Annotated in this window: 16 protein-coding genes; 10 read left to right on the top strand and 6 right to left on the bottom strand. The window is 62.4% G+C overall.

The features are described 5' to 3' along the window. The first annotated feature begins 5 nt into the window (after positions 1-5). Both cydB and cydC read left to right on the top strand, forming a co-directional pair. Positions 6-1028: a cytochrome d ubiquinol oxidase subunit II gene (cydB, locus tag FO013_RS17045; RefSeq protein ID WP_143923759.1), complete on the top strand. Its 1023-nt coding sequence runs from the start codon at positions 6-8 to the stop codon at positions 1026-1028. After that, a complete protein-coding gene (gene cydC / locus FO013_RS17040) occupies positions 1025-4537 on the top strand; it encodes a thiol reductant ABC exporter subunit CydC (RefSeq protein ID WP_143923758.1) in 3513 nt (1170 codons plus the stop codon). Before cydB ends, cydC begins: the two co-directional genes overlap by 4 nt. Here cydC and sepH read toward each other — a convergent pair. Beyond that, positions 4512-5600 (bottom strand): septation protein SepH, encoded by a 1089-nt coding sequence (gene sepH / locus FO013_RS17035; RefSeq protein ID WP_143923757.1) that lies wholly within the window; start codon positions 5598-5600, stop codon positions 4512-4514. The genes cydC and sepH overlap by 26 nt on opposite strands. A 247-nt stretch (positions 5601-5847) precedes the next feature. Between sepH and FO013_RS17030 the strand changes: the two genes are divergently transcribed. Further along, positions 5848-6954 (top strand): ferrochelatase, encoded by a 1107-nt coding sequence (locus FO013_RS17030; RefSeq protein ID WP_143923756.1) that lies wholly within the window; start codon positions 5848-5850, stop codon positions 6952-6954. A gap of 112 nt (positions 6955-7066) precedes the next feature. Here the strand turns inward: FO013_RS17030 and FO013_RS17025 are convergent, their stop codons facing one another. Next, the gene (locus FO013_RS17025; RefSeq protein WP_143923755.1) at positions 7067-7294 is read right to left on the bottom strand and encodes a hypothetical protein; all 228 of its coding nucleotides are present in this window, start codon (positions 7292-7294) and stop codon (positions 7067-7069) included. Positions 7295-7580: 286 nt separating this feature from the next. Here FO013_RS17025 and FO013_RS17020 point away from each other — a divergent pair, with 286 nt between their 5' ends. After that, the gene (locus FO013_RS17020) at positions 7581-7880 is read left to right on the top strand and encodes a DUF4193 domain-containing protein (RefSeq protein WP_092107696.1); all 300 of its coding nucleotides are present in this window, start codon (positions 7581-7583) and stop codon (positions 7878-7880) included. 152 nt (positions 7881-8032) lie between these two features. On the opposite strand, the gene FO013_RS17015 is transcribed toward FO013_RS17020, so the two are convergent. Further along, positions 8033-8488, bottom strand: coding sequence for a DUF3093 domain-containing protein (locus FO013_RS17015; protein WP_143923754.1), 456 nt, complete (start codon positions 8486-8488; stop codon positions 8033-8035). Positions 8489-8552: 64 nt separating this feature from the next. Here FO013_RS17015 and dut point away from each other — a divergent pair, with 64 nt between their 5' ends. From dut to FO013_RS17000, 3 genes are read left to right on the top strand one after another with little or no spacing between them, the layout of a single operon-like run. Beyond that, a complete protein-coding gene (dut, locus tag FO013_RS17010) occupies positions 8553-9026 on the top strand; it encodes a dUTP diphosphatase (RefSeq protein WP_186293177.1) in 474 nt (157 codons plus the stop codon). A 6-nt stretch (positions 9027-9032) separates the two neighbouring features. Then, entirely contained in the window at positions 9033-9905 is an 873-nt protein-coding gene (locus FO013_RS17005) for a DUF3710 domain-containing protein (protein WP_143923753.1), read from the top strand. Between the two features lie 5 nt (positions 9906-9910). Then, positions 9911-10285, top strand: a complete 375-nt coding sequence (locus FO013_RS17000) for an OB-fold nucleic acid binding domain-containing protein (RefSeq protein WP_143923752.1) — start codon at positions 9911-9913, stop codon at positions 10283-10285. Positions 10286-10327: 42 nt separating this feature from the next. Here FO013_RS17000 and FO013_RS16995 read toward each other — a convergent pair whose 3' ends face one another. Together FO013_RS16995 and FO013_RS16990 are read right to left on the bottom strand one after the other, a co-directional pair. Then, positions 10328-10993 carry a potassium channel family protein gene (locus FO013_RS16995; RefSeq protein WP_143923751.1) on the bottom strand — a complete coding sequence of 222 codons (666 nt, stop codon included), beginning with the start codon at positions 10991-10993 and terminating at the stop codon, positions 10328-10330. Beyond that, positions 10990-11661 carry a potassium channel family protein gene (locus FO013_RS16990; protein ID WP_143923750.1) on the bottom strand — a complete coding sequence of 224 codons (672 nt, stop codon included), beginning with the start codon at positions 11659-11661 and terminating at the stop codon, positions 10990-10992. Before FO013_RS16990 ends, FO013_RS16995 begins: the two co-directional genes overlap by 4 nt. 136 nt (positions 11662-11797) lie before the next feature. On the opposite strand from FO013_RS16990, the gene FO013_RS16985 reads away from it, so the two are divergent. Together FO013_RS16985 and FO013_RS16980 are read left to right on the top strand one after the other, a co-directional pair. Next, positions 11798-13708 (top strand): APC family permease, encoded by a 1911-nt coding sequence (locus FO013_RS16985; RefSeq protein ID WP_143923749.1) that lies wholly within the window; start codon positions 11798-11800, stop codon positions 13706-13708. 6 nt (positions 13709-13714) lie between these two features. After that, positions 13715-15028 carry a class I SAM-dependent RNA methyltransferase gene (locus tag FO013_RS16980; RefSeq protein WP_260848227.1) on the top strand — a complete coding sequence of 438 codons (1314 nt, stop codon included), beginning with the start codon at positions 13715-13717 and terminating at the stop codon, positions 15026-15028. A gap of 72 nt (positions 15029-15100) precedes the next feature. Here the strand turns inward: FO013_RS16980 and FO013_RS16975 are convergent, their stop codons facing one another. Further along, entirely contained in the window at positions 15101-15292 is a 192-nt protein-coding gene (locus FO013_RS16975) for a hypothetical protein (RefSeq protein ID WP_143923748.1), read from the bottom strand. Positions 15293-15567: 275 nt separating this feature from the next. Between FO013_RS16975 and acnA the strand changes: the two genes are divergently transcribed. Beyond that, positions 15568-18255, top strand: a complete 2688-nt coding sequence (gene acnA, locus FO013_RS16970; protein WP_143923747.1) for an aconitate hydratase AcnA — start codon at positions 15568-15570, stop codon at positions 18253-18255. Positions 18256-18555 lie beyond the last annotated feature (300 nt).

Here is an 18555-nt window from a genome sequence, read left to right as displayed (position 1 = left end):
ACACGATGGAAATTCTCGCCACGATCTGGTTCGTCCTCATCATCGTCCTGTGGATGGGGTACCTGTTCCTCGACGGCTTCGACCTCGGCGTCGGCATGCTGATGCCGGTGCTGAGCCGTACCGAACGGCAGAAGCGGGTGCTGCTCAACACGATCGGTCCGACATGGGATGGCAACGAAGTGTGGCTGGTCACCGCGGCCGGGGCCACGTTCGCAGCCTTCCCACATTGGTATGCCTCCCTGTTCAGCGCCCTCTACATACCGCTGACGTTGTGCCTGCTGGCATTGATCTTCCGCGCCGTCGCCATCGAATATCGCGGCAAGGGACACAGCCGGGCATGGAAGTCCTTCTGGACCTGGGCGATGGCCGTGGGGTCGGGTGGAATCGCATTCTTCATCGGTGCCATGCTCGCCATCACCTCCAGCGGGCTGCCGCTGAATGGCAACGGTGACATCGTCGGCGGAGCATTCGCCTGGATGGGGTGGCCCGCAGTCTTCGGCGGTGTGGGCGGAGTCGGCTTCGCCCTCGTCCACGGCCTCATCTTCCTGGGTCTGAAGACGCAGGGCGACATCCGAGACAAGGCTCAGCGATGGGCACGGAGGATGCTGCTGCCGTGCTCAATCGGCTTCCTCATCTGGTTCGGTCTCTCCATCACCCAGCGCCCATGGCTCATTGCTGTGGTCCTCGCAACGGTGATCGCGCTGGGTGCGACGTACTTCGCTGTGCGGTCCGGGGCGGAGAAGGCAGCTTTCGCTCTGCACGGGCTCTACCTCGTGTTCGGACTCTTCGCTGTGTTCGCCGGGGCCTATCCCAACGTGCTGCCCTCCACACCGGACTCCGCGAACTCGCTGACAATCGCCTCGGCGTCCTCATCGGACTACACGCTCACGGTGATGCTGGTCGTGACCGTGATCTGCCTGCCGATCATCATCGGCTACCAGATCTTCAGCTATCGCATGTTCCTGGGCCGTATCGCCGAGACCCACATCCCCGAAGCGCACCGTGTGCCGGTGGCGATCAGGTCATGAGATCCCCACTGCGGATTCTGCTCGACCTGCCGGGCGGTCAGCGCGGATTCTGCCTCTCCCTGTTCAGCGCCCTGGCTCGGGCCGTGGGCATCGTGCTCATCGCCGAGGCTCTGGTGCGATCGATCATCGGGTCAAGCCCCGTCGCAGTCTGGGCGGTGCTGGGGCTCCTGGGAGCGGCTCTGCGAGGTGCGAGCCTCTGGACGGATCATAGTTTGGGGACGTCTCTGGCTGCTGCGAACAAGCAGCGGCTGAGGTTCTCGATCCTGCGATCACTCCTCGCCGGGCGCGGGCAGCCGCGAATGAACACGGCAGTCACCGTCACGCGCGGCATCGACGACCTCGACGACTACTTCACGACCGTAGTGCCGGCATTGAGCGCCGCAGCGGTGGTGCCGCTGACGCTGCTGATACGGATCGTCTTCACCGATGTCCTCTCGGCGGTCATCATCGCGCTGTGCCTGCCATTGGTGCCGGTCTTCATGATCCTCATCGGCCGGTTCACGGAGGCTTCGACAGCTGCCAGCACCACAGCACTCGAACGTCTGTCCGACCACCTCGCCGAGCTGGCCGAAGGCCTGCCCGTGCTCATCGGGCTCGGGCGGTCCAGGGACCACGCGCGCACCCTGCGTGCTTTAGGGAAGAAGTACCACAGCGCGAACCTCGCCACGCTGCGTATCGCGTTCCTCTCGAGCCTCGCCCTCGAACTCATCGCCACGATCTCTGTGGCTCTCGTCGCCGTCGTCATCGGGCTGCGCCTCGTCTCCGGAACCATGGACCTGAGCTCCGGCCTCTTCGTCCTGCTCCTGGCTCCCGAGTGCTTCACTCCGCTGCGCGAACTCGGCGCCGGATACCACGCCAGCGAGAACGGCCGCGAGGCACAGGATCGTGCCCACGCGCTGATTGCAGGCACCAACAGTGCGACACCGGAAGGGCCCGACGGCGACGATATGTCTGGTGTCGGTGCGGCAGGTTCCACTGCAGCCGGTGTCGGTGCTGCCAGTGATGCAGATGCTGGCGCCCGACACCGCGTCGTCTACCCGAACGGAACGACGGTCGAGTGGAACGGCGACTTCCCGACCTCTCCCGGCATCACTGCGGTTCGAGGAGCTTCGGGCGCAGGAAAGTCGACGATTCTGGCAGCCCTGTCCGGTCATCTGCCTGCACAGGCTAGAACCACGATGAGACCGCGCCGAGTCGCCTTTCTCCCGCAGGCCCCACGCATCTTCGGTGCGACGAGCGGTGCCGAGCTCGAGGTCTACGGTCTCCCACACTCACAACAGGGGACTGCACTGCGCGGAGCCCGTCTGCCTGAGGATCCGACTCTGTCGACATCTGCTCTGAGCCCTGGCCAACTTCGTCGACTCGCCTTCGTCCGGGTGGTCCACCTGATTGACGGCGACGCGGAGACCCTCGTCCTCGACGAACCGACTGCTCACCTCGATGATGACAACGCGCAGATCATCATCGACATGATCGCCGAGGCGGCAGTTCGTGTGCGAGTCATCCTGGCCAGCCATGACGACCGGGTCGTCGCACTCGCCGACGACGAGATCATTCCCAGGAAACCCATCCCGGGCACGCCCGCAGCACGGTCAGCACGGGCGCGCGCACAGGAAGCTGATCGGGATGCCGACCAGTGCGCAGATCCGGAATCCGATCCGCGGAATCATGTCCCAGCGGCCTCGCACGCCGACTCGGCAACACTCGCCGCCCCGGTGGTACGCACCGCCCCAACGAGGCTCACCGAGCCTGCGCTGCCCTCCGAATCCGCAGCGGCTGGCAGAACACAGAACGCGGATGCAGCGGGCGAGGGCCACGGCTGGGCACAAGAAGGTCGAGGAGCGGCTCTTCGTCGGCGGTGGTCGCTCCTGCGGTCGAGCATGCCTCTCTTCACCCCGAACATGATCATTGCTCTGATCTCGTCCTGCGCCTCCAGCTTGGCGGCAATCGCGCTGACTGCAGTCTCCGCTTGGCTCATCGTCGAAGCGTCATACCAGCCTCCCATCATGATTCTCATGGTCGCCATCGTCGGCGTGCGGTTCTTCGGGCTGAGCCGATCAGTGCTTCTCTACCTCAGTCGGCTCAAACTGCACTCGGCGATCTTCGCTTCGTTGGGCAGACTGCGCTCTCGTCTTTGGGAGCACTTCGAAGCAGTCGGCATGGGAGATCGGAAGCTGCTGACCTCTGATGCCGCGCTGCGCACCATGGTCTCCGATGCCGATGATGTTCGGGACCTGATTCCGCGGACTCTGTTCCCGCCTGTCGCCTCGTCGTTGGTCTTTCTCGCCGTGCTCATCGCGGCCTGGGCGCTTGACCCGGCGACGCTGCCGGTGTTCCTGGCGCTCGGAGCGATCAACCTGTTCGTGGTGCCAGCAGCAGTGATCTGGAGTGAAAGCGGCCTCGCTGGCCGAGTCCGAAAGCTCCGCAGCCGGATACTCTCCGTCCTGGCTCGGGCGTTGAACGCCAAAACGGATCTGCGCACGAATCGAGCAGACGCCACTGTGCTGACAGTGCTCGCTCGCGAAGAGCAGGAGCTGCAGAGTGTCCAGCGTCGCTCCTCGAACCGCTTCGGTCTGGCGCAGCTCTGGCTGCAGCTGAGTACGGTGGGCGCTGCTGTGCTCATCGCGATGTCGTCGTCGGCACCGACCGAGATCCGGGCAGTCGTCGTTCTCATTGCACTGGGCTCTGCAGATGTCTTCTCACAGTCACTGCTCGCATACCGTGCGCTGCCGACCCTCGGTGCTGTCCTCGACCGCATCCCTGCACTGTCACCTGCCCAGTCCAGTCCCTCGACCCATAATCACAGGGGCAAGGTCTCCGATGCGCAAACGTTCACTGTCCTCGAGCTCGAGGATATGAGCGTCGGGTGGGACGACGGTCCAGTAGTCGCCGATGTGGATCTGCGAGCTCAGAAGGGCAGGTGGACCGTCCTGCACGGCGACAGCGGCACCGGAAAGACGACGACGCTGAGTGTGCTGCTGCGTTTCCTCGACCCGTGGTTCGGCTCCTATCGGGCAGAAGACGATGCAGGACGCGAGACGGACGTGCTCGGTCTGGCGCCGGAGGACCTCGCCGGCCGAATCGCGTGGTGCCCGCAGGAGGCGCATGTGTTCCGGTCGACGGTGAGGGGCAATCTGGCGATCGCGCGCAGAGACACACCCAGCAGTGAGGAGATGTGCGCGGCTCTGACCAGCGCGGGCTTAGGCGAATGGGCCGATCCGGCCGGACTCGACCTCTGGGTCGGCGATCACGGAGCTGAGATCTCCGGGGGCCAGCGTCAGCGCCTGGCTGTGGCCCGGACGCTTCTGAGCGGAGCCGAAGTGCTCGTACTCGACGAGCCGACAGCACATCTGGATGATGAGATGGCTCACCGGCTGGTGAGTGATCTGCGGGATAGTCTGGACTCACACGCCGTTGTGATGGTCACTCACGACCGCAGTCTGATCGCAGACAGCGATCGACTGGTCGAGCTGGGAGGCGAACTCAGTCGCGCTTCGAGCCGAACATGATCTCGTCCCAGCTGGGGATGGATGCGCGACTGTTCTTCTTCGCCTTCGCCTTCGACTCTGTGTCCTTGAACTGATTCGAATCTTCACTGACCCCCGGCTCGTTGAGCAGGGACAGCTGATTGTCGTCGTCGAATCTGCCGACCTCCTGGGTCGGCTCCTGAGGTTCGTCCGGGTCGAGGGCCGTCTGATCGGCAGCTGCCGGGTCCTCGAATGCGAAGACCTCATCATCGGTGGCGTCTGCGGGCCGTCCTGGCGCGGTGTGCGCACCTTGAGGATGCGTTTCCGGGTCCTCGGTGACTGCGCGAAGTCTGCCACGTGGCTCGTCCTCGTCCTCATGGCGACGACGCTTGCGCAGATTCTCCAAGATCCGTCCGGTCTCTGCCTGGTGGTCCCGGGCGGCCGGAGTCGAATCGTTCGGAGCTGGGGGAGCAATCGGGGTTTCGATCTCCTCGGTGTTCTTCTGACGTTCGGCCCCGGTTCCGTAGTTCGGAATCGGTCCTGTGTCCGTGGGTCCCGAATCGGCGAGCCATTTCGCTTCGTCATCGATGGGGGTCAGCGACCGGCGGTAGTAGCTCCATCCGGCAGTGCGGGTCCGATCCGCGGCGGTGAAGCTGAGCTGGATGTACCAGTTGCCGTCCTGCTGCTTCCACGCATCCCAGTCCATCGTCTCGATGTCGACGTCGCGCATCGCCAGACGGGTCTGACACAGCTCCACCAAGGGGGTCGGGTCGCCGTTGGGGTCATGATCGGAATAGATCGGATGCTGACTGGCCGTATACGCGGTGTGTGCGCGTTCGGCAAGAGCAGGGCGCTCGTAGGTGCGGACCTGTTCGATATCGGCACCCGTGGAAGCAATGACTTCCTCCGCGCTCATCCCGCCCCGGATCATCGCTTGGATGTCGCGAGGGCGCACAGGGGTCTCGGGCTTGACTGTGGTGCGGTCCTTGCGGACAGCGGCGTACAGAGCTTCGTCGAGAGCCAATCGATACTGCAGCCCGTTTTCGTCGTTCAGCAGCAGATGAGTGCCGTCGGCGTCGACTCCGTTCAAGATCAGTTCACGCATGCCTTAAGCTCCTTTATCGCGTCTCCCTGCATCGTGTCACGTCCGGGGCCGCGCATTGGGCAGATTTGCGCGCGAGTCGCGAAATGGCCGCTCTGACAGGTCAACAGTCGGTCGGTGCGGTCAGCGGTGGGGTCGGTTCGGTGGGCACCTGGACTGGACGGCGGCAGTCAGTCTGAACGCTGAGTGGAATTGACTCACTGTGCGGACAGCGGGCGCGGAGACTCTACAGGCTGTAAAATCGGTGACTGTGAACAACACTGAACCCATTGACACTCTCGTCCTCATGTCATTCGGGGGACCGGAGGCGCCAGAAGAAGTCGTCCCGTTCCTCAAAAACGTCACCGCCGGTCGTGGAATACCGGAGGAGCGACTCGAAGAAGTCGGTGAGCACTATTACGGTTTCGGTGGAAAGTCGCCCATCAATGATCAGAACAAAGCACTTCTGCAAGCTCTGCGCGAGGAGCTCGAGCGTCGAGGCATCGGCATTCCTCTCATCTGGGGCAACCGCAATTGGGAACCGTACCTGACCGACGAGGTGCGCGCCGAGGCGCAGGCTGGGCGAACTCGATTCCTGTCCATCGACACCTCGGCGTACTCGTCGTATTCCTCTTGCCGTCAATACCGTGAGGACTTCGCCAAGACGATCGAGGAGTTGTCGGCGGAGGGTGCGAACGTCACGATCGATAAGATCCGGCAGTTCTACAACCACCCCGGCTACGCGGAGGCGTGTGCAATCCTCCTGAGAGAGGGCATTGCCGACTTCACGAAGCAGGTCGGTGCCCTTGACGCGTCGAAGCATCGGATTCTCTTCGTCACACATTCGATCCCCAACGTCATGCAGGACGCTTCGGCCGTGGCGACCAGCGGCTATCGCGCACAGCACGAAGAGCTCATTGCCCACCTCGTGGATGGGCTGCCTGCGGCCGAAGCGCTTCCGGCAGAGCTGGTGTACTGCTCCCGCTCGGGGTCTCCAGAGGTTCCATGGCTCGAACCTGATGTCAACGATCGAATGACGGAACTCGCCGCAGACGGCGTCACCGGAGTCATTCTCGTGCCGATCGGGTTCATCTCCGATCACATGGAGGTCGCCTTCGACCTCGACACCGAAGCAAGGGAGACGGCGGCCGAACTCGGCTTCGCCTTCACCCGTTCAGCGACAGTCGGGACGCACCCACTGTTCGTTTCGGGGCTCGTCGATCTGGTCGAGGAGAGAATCGCACAGCTGCGCGGCGAACAGACGGCTTCGCCGACTATCACCGGCTCCACGGCGCTGGTCCCCCGCAGCGGTGCGTGCAGCATCGAATGCTGCCGCGGACGCATCGAACGGGCTACCGAGCCCAACTGGCCAGCCTGAGCTCAAGTATCCCGAGCGCTCTTCGGGAACCAGAGCGCTCTTCAGACAACAGAAATCCCTCCTCTGCCAGTTGCGCAGGGGAGGGATTCTCGGTGTCGGTCGTCCCGAGGAGTCAGGACTCTTCAGGTGCGGGAACGACCGGTATCGCACCGGTCTCTGCTGTGATGACCGCCGCGATCGGACCGGTGTCGACATCGTTGCGATCGGCCAGCTCCAAGAGATTCTGCAGGTCGTCGATAAGGGTCTCGACGAGGTAGTCGTCCCCCGCAGACCGGGCTTCATGAATGCGATGACGGACATCGTCGATCCTGGTATCGAGTTGATTTGCGAATTCACTCATCGTGTATCCGTCCTTCCTCGGGCCGTCTCCCACGCATGGGACGAACCCAGTTTCATTCGCCGAAAAAATGCTATCGGCGCTATTCGACTTATGTATTCTCGCAGAGCTTTTCGAGAGTCGTATGTGCGAACCGTCACGAAGCGACTCATCAGTGACGAGAATCACTGTGAACATGGACGATCTGATCTTGCCAACCGCAAGCATACAGTGCACAATGCTGGGGACACGTTTGGCGAGAGGGGTTGAAAACCCTCTTCAGCACACCCGACAGAGAGCGATGAGCCATATGGCAACGGATTACGACGCACCTCGTAAGCAAGACGATGAAATCAAAAGCGATTCGATTGAACAGCTGAAGGCTTCACGCTCGCAGGCGCAGGCAAGCAAGATTGACGAAGATGAGACAGCAGTTGCCGAAGGGTTCGAACTGCCCGGCGCAGACCTGTCGAACGAAGAGCTCTCCGTTCGAGTGCTGCCCAAGCAGAATGACGAGTTCACCTGCATGGAATGCTTCCTGGTTCGCCATCGTTCGCAGCTGGCGAGCGAAGAGGGTGGAGTCCCGATCTGCACGGACTGTGCTGGCTGAAGCGACTGCCGAACGATACAAGAACGCGCCCTTGTCGGGGCGCGTTTCTGTGTCTCGGCTCGTTTCAGTCCCGGTGCGTCAGCTCCTTAGTTGCGTGAGCTCCTCTGTCGAGAAAATTGCATAACGCGTGAGTGTGAGGGCTGGCGCGAATGTCAGGGTTTGAGAGCCGCGGCGAGCTCTAGCGGACGTTTGCTCGAAACCAGCCAGTAGGGGGTCGGGTCGCTCTCATCGTGGATGTCGATCCGCACAGCAGACTTAGCCCAGGGACGCAGCATGAGGAACGCCCGAGCGTCGAGACCAGTCCCTCGGGCAGTCCGTGCATCTTCGTCGTCGTAGCCGGTGGCATCGGTGATGTATCGGCGATCGATATGCGCATCACCGACGAAGAGCTGTCGTTCGGTGACGATGATTGAGATTCCGAGCGAACGCAGCCACCACGCCAACAGGACGAAGCTGACCACCGGAAGGATGATGGTGCCGGCCGTCCACACAGGGAGGACCATAAGGGCGGTCGAAGCCGCCGCGATCACAATGAGAATCCACATGCCGATGGAGGGGCCGAGTTTCTCCGTGTAGACCACGCGTGTTTCGGGTTGAGTCGTTGCCATGAGGCCATTCTCCCATAACGGACTTTTTGGAAGCGCTCAGGCTTCGGCGTTAGAGTGCATCTTTGTGGCAGAAATCCTGAAGATTGACCTCAAACTGCTTGATGCAGGTATGACTCCTCCCTCCTACGCGCACGCGACCGATGCGGGCGCCGACCTGTGCTCGGCGATCGACTTCGTCCTCGAACCGTTCGAACGGAAGGTCGTACCCACCGGGATCGCGATTGCCCTGCCGGTCGGCTGCGCAGGATTCGTCCATCCGCGATCGGGACTCTCGAGCAAACACGGAGTCACCGTCATCAATGCTCCCGGCACGATCGACGCCGGCTATCGGGGTGAGATCAAGGTGCCGCTGATCAACCTCGATGCGCGGACGCCTCTGCGCATCTCGCGCGGAGACCGCATCGCCCAGCTCGTCATCCAAGAAATCAAACAAGCAGACTTCACTCTGGTCGAATCGTTGGACGACAGCGATCGCGGGGCAGGGGGCTTCGGCTCCACAGGTGGAGTGCAATCAGGTCTGACCGAGAAAGAGGTGTGAACGACCATGGGACTGTTCTCCCGATTCTCCAAGAAATCCTCCGCTGAGAAGATCGACGACACCGTCGATGAGGAACATGACGTCGACGACGTTGTGACAGATGACACCGATGCCGAGGACTCAACCGAAGGCGATTCGGACGAGTCCGATTCGAGCATGCCTGAAGGCTCGACTGCTGACGACGACTCTGATGGCCCGCCAGATGACGAAGACGTCGACGAACTTGACGAGGAGGCCCTGCTCGAGAAGTCCGCTCCCTTCGACCGTTCCGAGAAGGGCCCGTTCGACGCGGCGGAGGAATTCCCTGAGCTCAACCGGCTCGATCTGGGTGCTCTCAAGGTGCCGGTCGTCGATGGCATGCAGGTGCGCTTGGATACCGACGACGATTCCCAGCGAGTGCTGGCAGTGACACTCATCCATGAAGGCGGGGGAATCCAGCTGCAGGCCTTCGCGACCCCACGCTCGGAAGGACTGTGGAATACCGTTCGCAAACAGTTGGCGACCGGAGTGACTTCGCAGGGCGGCGAAGCCTCGGAGCTGCACACCTCGCTGGGCAGGGAGCTTGCTGTCGAAGTTCCTGCCAAGACCGAGGACGGCCGCCCGGGGAAGCGTGCCATGCGCTTCGCAGGAGTCGACGGTCCACGCTGGTTCGTTCGCGCGGTGTTCTCCGGCAAGGCCGTCACCGACGAAGAGATCCGGTCCGAACTCAGCGCACTCTTCCGCGGCGTCGTCGTCGACAGAGGACACGAGGCGATGGCTCCGCGTGAGCTCATCGTGCTCACCGCGCCACAGGTCGACGGAGATTCTGAGACCACGGACGAGGACAAGGACGAGCTCAACCCGTTCGAACGCGGTCCGGAAATCACCGAGGTCCGCTGAGTTCCATGCTGGATCTCATCACACGCCTTGTGCGTGACTTCGGTTCCAGGGACGCCGAGGCGCGGGCCGATCTGAGACTGGTATCCCAGATTCCCGGCGTCATCAGCGTGCAGGATCTGACCCCTCGGAAGATGTCGAGGACCGCCGGTGTCGTCAGCGCAGTGACCCAGTCATGCAGCGGCGACAGCCCCCGTCTGCACATCACGGTTGCCGATGGGACCGGGGAGGTCCACGCACAGTTCCTGGGCCGCCGCGAGATCAGAGGCATCAGGCCAGGAGCACTGATCGTCCTCGAAGGACGCTTCTGTGCTCATGACGGAGCGCTGAAGTCCCACAACCCGGTCTACGAGCTGATTCAGACCGGCGACGACCACGAGTGAACTGAGCCGGCCTCGAGTGACCCGCGACGACCACGAGTGAGCTCAACGAGCGGGAGCCTGCAGCAGTTCGAGCAGCGCGCCTTCCTGATCCGGTGAGGAGAGGAAGAACAGCTCGTCTCCGGCCTCGATCACGTCATCGGCGCTGGGCGCGAATGCCCGCGAGTTGCGGATGACCGCGACGAGCACCGTGTCCAGCGGGAAGGCGATTTCGCCGATCCGTGACGCGACGAGCGCGGACGACTCATGAACGGTGAACTCCATCAGACCAGCCTGACCGCGTTCGAAGCTCATCAGATGCACCAGGCCGCCGACCTCGACAGCCTCCTCGACAAGTGCGGTCATCAGTCGTGGTGTCGACACTGCCACGTCGACGCCCCAGTTCTCGTCGAAGAGCCACTCGTTCTTCGGGTTGTTCACCCGCGAAACGGTGCGAGGCACACCGAACTCCGTCTTCGCCAGCAGGGACAGAACGAGATTGGTCTTGTCGTCACCGGTCGCGGCCACGACGACATCGGCCTCCTCAAGTTTGGCCTCACCCAATCCCGCCAGCTCGCACGCATCCGAGAGCAGCCATTCGGCTCCCGGTATGCGCTCATGGCCCAGAGCCTCCTTACTCTGGTCGATGAGCAGAACGGCGTGCTCCTTGTCGATGAGCTCCCGAGCCACTGAACGACCGACGGAACCGGCCCCTGCGATGACGACTCTCATTCTTCCTCCATTGTTCGCACCGGCTGGTCCAGGATCTTCTCGATCTCGCCGAGGCGGTCCACCGGGCACATCAAATGGACCAGGTCCCCGTCCTGGAGGAGCAGATCCTCGTGAGCGAGGATGCCCTCGGACAGGCGGGTGACGTAGGCGACCCGTGCCTTGGTCCTGGTCTCGATCTCCTTGATCGGCCTGGCCACCCAGCCGGGATCGAGATGGACTTCGGCGAGTACGAGTCTGCCTGAAGGCTCGCGGAATTCGGTGATGGATCCCTGCGGAACGAGCTTGCGCATCACCTGGTCGGCCGTCCACCTCACCGTGGGAACGGTCGGAATGCCCAGTCGTTCGAACACCTGGGCACGGTTGGGGTCGTAGATTCTGGCCGCGACGTTGACCACGCCGAAGGTCTCCCGGGCGACACGCGCGGCAAGGATATTGGAATTGTCTCCGCTGGACACGGCAGCGAAGGCGTAGGCGTCTGCAGTCTTCGCCTGGGAAAGGGTCTCACGATCGAACCCGATGCCGGTGATGGTGGAACCGCTGAATTCCCTGCCGAGCTTGAGGAACGCATCGGGGTTGCGATCGACTACAGCCACCGAGTGCCCATTGGCGTCGAGGGCTTTGGCCAAGGACGCTCCGACTCGGCCGCAGCCCATAATCACGAAGTGCATGGGTAATCCTCTCCGCATTGATCTACCATTAGTGCCCGTGGCCAGCAGTTTTTCTGATGCCGTCAAAAGACTACTCGTTGGACGGCCCTTCCGCAGTGAGGACAGGCGTGCGCCTGCGCTGAAGAAGCGCATCGCAATGCCTGTCTTCGCTTCCGACATGCTCTCGTCCGTGGCCTATGCCCCCGACGAGATCTTACTGGCGCTGTCCCTGACATCTCTTGTCGCTCTGACTGTGGCGCCCTGGATCGGTGTAGCCGTCGGCGCGGTGATCTTGGTCATCGTCGCCTGCTACCGCATCAACGTCAAGGCCTACCCGTCGGGTGGCGGCGACTACGAGGTCGCGTCGAAGAACCTCGGGCCACGTGCCGGCCTGGTCGTCGCCGCGGCCCTGCTGGTTGACTATGTGCTGACCTTGGCCGTGTCGATGACGGTCTTCGCCGCCTACATCACTACGGCCTTCCCACTTCTGGCGCCATATCGTGTCGCAGTGGCGATCATCGGGATTCTGCTCATCACCCTGGCCGGGCTGCGTGGTTCACGCGCCACACCGGTGCTGCTTGCCGTACCGACCTACCTGTTCCTCGGTGCTGTATTCCTCACCATGTGCGTGGGCCTGCTGCGGGTCGGCGCCGGAGACCTCCCGCAGGCGGAGACGGCCGACTACACCGTTGTCCACACCGGAGTCAACGACGAAGCCACCCTCGGGCTGGCGACGGTCCTCATCGTCCTGCGCGCCTTCTCCTCGGGCTCAGTGGCATTGGCCGGTGTGCAGACGGTGGCCACAGCGGTGCCCGCATTCAAGAAGCCGCGCGGCAAGAACGCCGGCAACACCCTGCTGCTCTCCGGCCTGCTGGCGGCCCTGATGCTGACCGGTCTGACCTATCTGGCGTCGGTGACCGGGGTCAAATACGTCGACGATCCGCACCTCTACCTGATGCGACCAGACGGCAGTGCGGTCAGTGCCGAATACGAACAGGAACCGGTGCTCGCGCAGCTGGCCCATGCCATCTTCGACAATGCACCCGTGATGTTCTACCTCGTTGTGCTTGTCGCAGCGCTCGTTCTCATCGTGGCCGCGAACACCGCGGTCGAAGGATTCCCCGGCCTCGCCTCTCGACTGGCACGCGACGGATTCCTGCCCAGACAGCTAGCGACGAAGGGCGATCGGCTGACGTTCTCGAACGGAATCCTGCTCTTGGCCTTCGCCGCTATCCTGCTCGTCATTGCGACGCAGGCCTCGGCGACGACGCTGATTCAGCTCTATCTCGTCGGAGTCTTCGCCAGCTTCGTCGTCGGGCAAGCCGGCATGGTCCTGCACTGGAACAAGCGCCTGCGACTGGTCATCGACTCGAAGGCGCGAGTGAGGATGCACCTCAACCGACTCGTCAACGGGGCCGGCTGCATCATCGCCTCTGGTGTGCTGCTCGTGGTCATCGTCTCCAAATTCCTCGCCGGTGCCTGGCTTGCAGTCGCGGCCATGGCCGGACTGTTCCTGGTCATGGGCGCAATCCATCGTCACTACTCACGCGTTGCACGGGAACTGGCTCCAGAGGCCGACGGCGGCTCCCGCACAATCCCGTCGAACACCCACGCGATCGTCGTCGTCAATGAGATCAACAAACCGACGCTGCGTGCCCTGTCCTATGCGCGGGTGACACGCTCGAGTCAACTCGAGGCGATCACCGTCGCAGTCGATGAAGACTCTGCCGCAGCTCTGCAGCGTCAGTGGAACGAGATGGCGCTGCCCGTGCCGCTGACGGTCCTCGACTCTCCCTACCGGGAGCTCCTCAGGCCGCTGTTGGCGCATGTGCTCGCGATCCGCCGCCGATCACCGCGTGACCTCGTCATCGTCTATATTCCGCAGTTCATCGTGGGACGATGGTGGGAACACATCCTGCACAACCAAGTAGCCTTGAAGCTGCGCACTCGTCTCCTGCTGGTCCCCAACGTCGTCGTGGTCTCCGTGCCCTGGCGGTTGCGTTCCTTCTCCCGGCAGTACGACGGCGATGGACCTGAAAACGACAATCCACTGTACAGACAGGCTTGAACACCGATGAGCGCACCTTCAGCCGAAGCGATTCCGGCCATGGATCTGACCCTGCACATCGAGGGCCCGGCCGCCGGCGGCAGCAGCATTGCGCGCCACGAAGGGCAGGTCGTCTTCGTCACCGGAGCCATCCCCGGGGAGACCGTGCGTGCTCGCACCGAGGCCGGATCGGCCGCGAAGTTCCTCCGCGCCGACGTCACCGAGGTGCTCGAGGTCTCCGAACATCGTGTTCGAGACCGTCGCGAGCAGTTCCTCGCCGAGGACGCGCAGAACCCGAGACTGTTCGGTGGGATGGAATTCGCCCATGTCGACCTCGCCCACAGCCGTGAGCTCAAGGCTCAAGCCCTGCGCGACCAGCTGTCGCGCATCGGGCATATCGACCGCAGCGTCGATGTCGCGGCCGCACCGGGGGAGACGACCGGACTGAACTGGCGAACCCGGGTCCAGCTGGCCGTCGACGGACACGGTCGTCTGGGTATGCTGGCTCCACGATCCCACGATGTCGTGCCCCTGGTCTCGGCTCCGTTGGCGACATCTGCCATCGCCGAGGTTGGCCTGACTTCCCTGCGACTGCCGGGTGCCGATCGACTCGAGTTCGCCTGGTCAGGTGATCGCGGCGCCGTGATCGTACGCGGTGACTGTGATCCATCGGCGCTGACCGACCTGGCACAGGCTCTGCCTGCGCAGTGGTCAGTACTCGCCGATACGCGAAACGGAAGCGGCCGGAAGAGGATCAGCACCAAGGGCGGCCACACGAAGCTCTCCGTGGTCAGGGGAGAGGACCAACTGATCGAAAAGGTCGCCGGGCGTGACTACCGAGTCGCGGCTGATGGGTTCTGGCAGGTCCACGAACAGGCTCCCAAGCTGTTGAGCGCTCAGGTCAATGCGGTGCTGAGCGAGAAGACACAGATGATCACAGATCTGTTCTGCGGAGTGGGGCTGTTGGGAATCAGCGCCGCCGATGCCACCGGTGCCAGGCTCTACGGGGTCGAGGGTGCGAAGTCGGCCATCGAGAATGCGAAGGTGAATGCAAAGGGCCTCAACGCCGCCTTCGACGCGTCCCGGGCCGATCGAGTGACGATTCCTGACTCTGACGTCATCGTTCTCGATCCTCCGCGTTCCGGAGCGGGGAAGGCAGTCACCCGAGCTCTGCTCGAGTCGAGCGCGAAGACGATCGTCTATGTCTCCTGCGACGCAGCCACGCTGGCTCGAGATCTGGCGGTCCTGGTCGACGGGGGATTTTCAATCGAGAGCCTGCGCGGCTTCGATCTGTTCCCACTCACGGCCCACCTGGAATCGGTCACCGTCCTCAGGCGGTGACCGCATCGGGACTGAGGCCCACCTCGGCGAGGGAGAGATCTCAACCGGCGTCCACCTCGGCGTCTGAGGATCTCAGGTTCGCGCCCTCTGGGGGAGGAGGACGAGGACGATGAGCGCGATGAAGGTGGTGAGGAAACCCCAGAGGCCCCACCATCCCGAGGAGCGGCCCTTCTCATCGGCCAGGGTTCGACAGATGACGGCGAAGATGATGCCGACGAGGAGTGCCCCGAATCCGAATCCGGCTCCGAGAGTGAACGGGTCCATGAATGCTCCTAGTTCGCAGCTGCTGATGTGACTCCAGATTAGGGACTTGCGGCACCGCTTCGCGCGGGAGTTGTCCGGACTTTGACTTGGGGAAAACCCGATTCTCAGTTCACCGACAGGCCATGCTCCGAAGGTGGTCAAGGGCGACCAAATGAGATAGAATTTATCTTGACGTCAAGATACTTTTGGAAACATTTGTGTCGCGTAAATCGGTGCGCGGCTCACGGGCTGGCCCGGTTTCTTGGATGAGTGTCGGATGAAACAGGAGAATCACGATGAGCAACGTCGATACGTTCAAATCGAAGAGCACCCTGACCGTAGGCGAAACGGATTACGAGATCTATCGCCTGGATCAGGTCCCAGGATCAGAGAAGCTTCCATTCAGCCTCAAGGTGCTGTTGGAGAATCTGCTGCGCACTGAAGATGGTGCGAATATCACTTCGGAGCATATCGAAGCCCTCGGCAGCTGGGATCCCAGTGCTGAGCCGGCTACGGAAATTCAGTTCACCCCCGCCCGTGTGGTCATGCAGGACTTCACCGGCGTGCCCTGCATCGTCGACCTCGCGACAATGCGCGAGAAGGTCGTCGAACTCGGTGGAAAGCCGGAACAGGTCAACCCGCTGGCTCCGGCCGAGTTGGTCATCGACCACTCGGTTCAGATCGACAACTTCGGTACTGCCGAAGCGATCGAGCTCAACATGGACATGGAGTACAAGCGCAACGGTGAGCGCTACCAGTTCCTGCGCTGGGGCCAGACGGCCTTCGACGACTTCAAGGTCGTTCCTCCAGGCATGGGCATCGTCCACCAGGTCAACATCGAGCACCTCGCACGCGTCGTCATGCCGCGTGAGGTCGACGGTGTGCTCCGCGCCTACCCTGACACCCTGGTCGGCACCGACTCCCACACCACGATGGTCAACGGACTCGGAGTGCTCGGCTGGGGCGTCGGCGGAATCGAAGCCGAGGCAGCAATGCTCGGCCAGCCCGTCTCGATGCTCATCCCTCGCGTCGTCGGCTGCAAGCTGACCGGCGAAATCCCTTCCGGTGTGACCGCAACGGACGTCGTGCTCACGATCACCGATATGCTGCGTCAGCACGGAGCAGTCGGAAAGTTCGTCGAGTTCTACGGCGAGGGCGTCTCCGCGGTGCCTCTGGCCAACCGCGCGACGATCGGCAACATGAGCCCCGAATTCGGTTCGACCGCTGCGATCTTCCCGATCGACGAGGTCACCGTCGACTACCTGAAGCTCACCGGTCGTTCGGCCGAACAAATCCAGCTGGTTGAGGACTATGCCAAAACCCAGGGCCTGTGGCACGACCCCAGCAAGGAAGTTGAGTACTCGGAGTACATCGAGCTCGATCTCTCCACCGTCGTGCCTTCGATCTCAGGACCGAAGCGCCCGCAGGACCGCATCGAACTCACGGATGCCAAGAACCAGTTCGCCAAGGACATCCACAACTACGCGAAGCCCGGCGAAGAGAACAAGTCGGCTCCCGTCACCACCGGCGACGGATCCAGCTTCGAACTGGCCAACGGTGCTGTGGCGATCGCTTCGATCACTTCGTGCACCAACACCTCGAACCCATCGGTGATGCTGGCTGCAGGCCTCCTGGCCCGCAATGCTCGCAAACGCGGACTCAACTCCAAGCCATGGGTCAAGACCTCCATCGCTCCTGGTTCGAAGGTCGTCACCGAGTACTACAAGAAGGCCAACCTCATTGAGGACCTCGAGGCACTGAACTTCTTCGTCGTCGGCTACGGCTGCACCACCTGCATCGGCAACTCCGGACCGCTCGATTCCCATATTTCGGAGAGCATCCAGGACAACGACCTGGCAGTCAGTGCAGTTCTCTCCGGCAACCGTAACTTCGAGGGCCGCATCAGCCCCGATGTGAAGATGAACTACCTCGCCTCGCCTCCACTGGTCATCGCCTATGCTCTGGCCGGAACCATGGACTTCGACTTCGACAACCAGCCTTTGGGCCAGGACTCGGAAGGTGTCGACGTCTACCTCAAGGATCTCTGGCCATCGCCGGAAGAGGTTGAGTCGGTCATCGCCTCGTCGATCTCGACAGATATGTTCGACGAGGAGTACGGCCGAATCTTCGAAGGCGACGATCGCTGGAAGGCTCTGCAGACACCGGAAGGCGCAATCTTCGAGTGGGACGATCAGTCGACCTACGTGCGCAAACCCACCTTCTTCGACGGAATGGGTCTGGAAGCTGAACCCGTTTCCGACATCAAGGGTGCACGCGTGCTTGCGAAGCTCGGCGACTCGGTCACCACCGACCACATCTCGCCCGCAGGTTCCTTCAAGGCCGACACCCCGGCCGGCAAGTACCTCATCGAGCATGGTGTCGAGCGCAAGGACTTCAACTCCTTCGGTTCGCGTCGCGGCAACCACGAGGTGATGATCCGCGGCACGTTCGCGAACATCCGCCTGCAGAACCAGCTCCTCGACGGAGTCCAGGGTGGCTTCACCCGCGACTTCACTCAGGAGGGCGGTCCGCAGACCTCGATCTTCGACGCATCCGTGAACTACGCGAATGCCGGCACCCCTCTGGTCATCCTCGGTGGCAAGGAATACGGTTCGGGATCCTCTCGTGACTGGGCTGCCAAGGGCACGAAGCTGCTCGGCGTCGAAGCCGTCATCACCGAGAGCTTCGAGCGCATCCACCGCTCGAACCTCATCGGCATGGGCGTTGTTCCTCTGCAGTTCCCCGTCGGCGAATCAGCAGACTCGCTGGGCCTCGACGGCACGGAGACCTTCTCGATCTCCGGCATCACGGAGCTCAACGAGGGCAAGACCCCCAAGACCGTCAAGGTCTCGGCCGCGAAGGACGATGGAACCACCATCGACTTCGATGCAGTGGTCCGCATCGACACCCCGGGTGAAGCCGATTACTACCGAAACGGCGGCATCCTGCAGTACGTGCTTCGGCAACTTGCCGGTAGTAAGTGATTTGCTCGAATATGAGGCTATCTGGCCGCTGAGAATTAGGCTGCGGTCCTGATTTTAGCTTCTCACGCACATGCGCCCGTCACGTTATTTCGTGGCGGGCGTTAGTGTTTTTTTGGGTGGGCCGGTTCGACCATGACGTTCCTTTGTCAGGGTCGCTACCCGCAGAATGGCAACGATCCGATCGACTTGCGCCAATGTCAGCGCTGGCGCGCCTTTGGCCTTGATTGCTCCTGCTCGGCGGAGGCTTTCTAGGGCATAGGCAGGCACCGATAGGGTCGGCTTGAGCTTCCGCGAAGAGCG

It is taken from the genome of Brevibacterium aurantiacum, from assembly GCF_007558825.1.
Taxonomy (GTDB): Bacteria; Actinomycetota; Actinomycetes; order Actinomycetales; family Brevibacteriaceae; genus Brevibacterium; species Brevibacterium aurantiacum_A.
The sequence above is the reverse complement of the archived record's forward strand: the minus strand, read 5'-3'. Positions and strand labels throughout refer to the sequence as shown.